Origin of the sequence: Streptomyces sp. NPDC059524, assembly GCF_042749255.1 — a bacterium.
Classification (GTDB): domain Bacteria; phylum Actinomycetota; class Actinomycetes; order Streptomycetales; family Streptomycetaceae; genus Streptomyces; species Streptomyces xanthii.
Genome location: NZ_JBHYTK010000306.1, coordinates 1 through 2,861 on the forward strand (window position 1 = coordinate 1; position 2,861 = coordinate 2,861).

Annotated in this window: 1 protein-coding gene; it reads left to right on the forward strand. The window is 71.3% G+C overall.

Going from position 1 to position 2,861, the window contains the following annotated elements; all coding sequences use genetic code 11:
• The first annotated feature begins 711 nt into the window (after window positions 1–711).
• Window positions 712–2,799, forward strand: a complete 2,088-nt coding sequence (locus tag ACFW9D_RS38355; protein WP_384630104.1) for a M4 family metallopeptidase — start codon at window positions 712–714, stop codon at window positions 2,797–2,799.
• Window positions 2,800–2,861 lie beyond the last annotated feature (62 nt).

A 2,861-nucleotide genomic window follows, 5' to 3' on the forward strand; every position in this document is an offset into this window, starting at 1 on the left:
GCCCCAGGGGCGGGGCAGGCGCGCCCCCTCAGGGGGCGGGGCTGTACCGGATCAGCGACTCCGTCGCGGGGCTCGACCAGCAGCCCCCTGGGGGCGCCCGAAGTGGGCCCCCAGGGGCGCGGGGAACTGCGCGACCAGCCACGACGGTGGCGCACCCGGCGACGAGAGCGCGAGGCACCGCGGCGCGGATCCGGCACCCCGCGACGAGAGCGCGACGCCCTGCGGCGCGGATCCGGCACCCGACGACGAGACTCTCCCCCCACCGATCAATTCAAGCCACCGCAGCGACTTCAAGCCCCCGATACTCCTGAGTCACCGGAGTCCGGCGTGCGGCCCGGAGGGAGCGGTTCCACGGGCGGGGCCACCCGCCCGGCCGAGACGTTCCCCGAGGTGACAGGCGCCCGGGACCCCCCGCACCGCCCCAACTCCCCCTCCGCATATCGAACATGACCACCCGCGCACCGAACCAATTCCGGCCAACCTCTTGATGCGCTCCTGACAGACGGCGCTCTCTGCTGCCACTCTTCCCCTCGACCACCGCGCAGCTGCCCCACAGCTCACCGCGGCCGGCCACAGCACTTCCCTGCGCACCACGTGCACCGCTGCACGAATGCACCGCTGCACAGACGCACTGCGTTCTGCCCGGACGGCCACCGCCGTCCGTTCCCCACTGGCCGCGCACCCAGGCGGCCACGCAGAAGGAGTCCCGCGTTGAGAAGCACCTCCACCTCCCACAGATCCACCTCCGTCCGACGCCGCGCGACCGCCGCCGCGGCCGTGGGCGCCGTATCGGCCCTGCTGGCCGTGGCGTTCCAGTCGGGTCCGGCCACCGCGGCCGACGCCCGTGACGGCGGCCCCGCCGCCGCGAAGGTCACCGCGAACATGGCGCGCGGCGCCGACAAGGGCGCCCTGCCCGCGAAGCTGACCCCCTCCCAGCGCGCCGAGCTGATCCGCAAGGCGAACGCCGGCAAGGCGGACACCGCCAAGGACCTGCGCCTGGGTGCCCAGGAGAAGCTCGTCGTCCGCGACGTGATCCAGGACCGCGACGGCACGACGCACACCCGCTACGAGCGGACCTACGCGGGTCTGCCCGTCCTCGGCGGCGACATGGTCGTCGACACCGCGAAGTCCGGTGCGCGGCAGGGCGTGACGAAGGCGTCCAAGGCGCAGCTCAAGGGCGTGGACACCACGGCGGACGTGAAGCCGGCGACGGCCGAGGCGCAGGCGCTGAAGCTGGCGAAGGCCGACGGTTCGAAGAGGACCGAGGCCGACCGGGCGCCGCGCAAGGTCGTGTGGCTGGGCGAGGGTTCCAAGGGGCAGCCCACGCTCGCGTACGAGACGGTGGTCGGGGGCCTCCAGGACGACGGCACGCCCAACGAGCTGCACGTCATCACCGACGCGGCGACCGGCAAGAAGCTGCACGAGTGGCAGGGCATCGAGAACGGCACGGGCAACACGCAGTACAGCGGCCAGGTCACCCTGGGCTCCACGCAGTCGGGTTCGACGTACAACCTGACCGACGGCGCCCGCGGCGGCCACAAGACGTACAACCTGAACCACGGCACGTCGGGCACCGGCACGCTCTTCTCGGGCTCCGACGACGTGTGGGGCAACGGCTCCCCCTCCAACCTGGAGACGGCGGGCGCCGACGCCGCGTACGGCGCCGCGGAGACGTGGGACTACTACAAGAACGTGCAGGGCCGCAGCGGCATCCGTGGGGACGGTGTCGGCGCGTACAGCCGGGTGCACTACGGCAACAACTACGTCAACGCGTTCTGGGACGACAGCTGCTTCTGCATGACGTACGGCGACGGCACCAACAACGCCGCCCCGCTGACCTCGCTCGACGTGGCGGCGCACGAGATGACGCACGGTGTCACCTCGGCCACCGCGGGCCTGGTCTACAGCGGTGAGTCCGGTGGCCTGAACGAGGCGACCTCGGACATCATGGCCGCGGCCGTCGAGTTCTACTCGAACACCTCCGCCGACCCGGGCGACTACCTCGTCGGCGAGAAGATCGACATCAACGGCGACGGCACCCCGCTGCGTTACATGGACAAGCCGAGCAAGGACGGCGCGTCCAAGGACTCGTGGTACTCGGGCGTCGGCAACGTCGACGTGCACTACTCGTCGGGTGTCGCCAACCACTTCTTCTACCTGCTCAGCGAGGGCAGCGGCGCCAAGACCGTCAACGGGGTCAACTACGACTCGCCGACCTCCGACGGTCTCCCGGTCACCGGCATCGGCCGCGACAAGGCCGCGCTGATCTGGTTCAAGGCGCTCACCACGAAGTTCACGTCGACCACCAACTACGCGGCGGCCCGCACCGGCACGCTCGCGGCGGCCGGCGACCTGTACGGCACGACGTCCGCCGAGTACAAGGCGGTCCAGGACGCGTGGGCCGGCGTCAACGTCGGCACCCGCTCCGGCGGCGGCGACCCGGGCACCGGCAAGGTGTTCACCAACGACACGAACGTCAACATCCCGGACTACCCGGGTACGGCGGTCACCTCGTCCGTGACGGTCTCCGGCGTCAGCGGCAACGCGCCGTCGACCCTCCAGGTCGGCGTGGACATCGTCCACACCTACAGCGGTGACCTGGTCGTCGACCTGGTCGCCCCCGACGGCTCGGTCTACAACCTGAGCAACCGGTCCGGCGGCAGCGCCGACAACATCCAGAAGACGTTCACCGTGAACGCCTCCTCCGAGGTCGCCAACGGCACCTGGAAGCTGCGCGTCCAGGACAAGGCGTCCTACGACACCGGGTACATCAACAGCTTCAAGCTGACGTTCCCGTAAGTCGCACGCAGGGCCCGGGGGGGGGGGGGGGGGGGGCGCGGCGCGGGCGCCCCGCCCCCCCC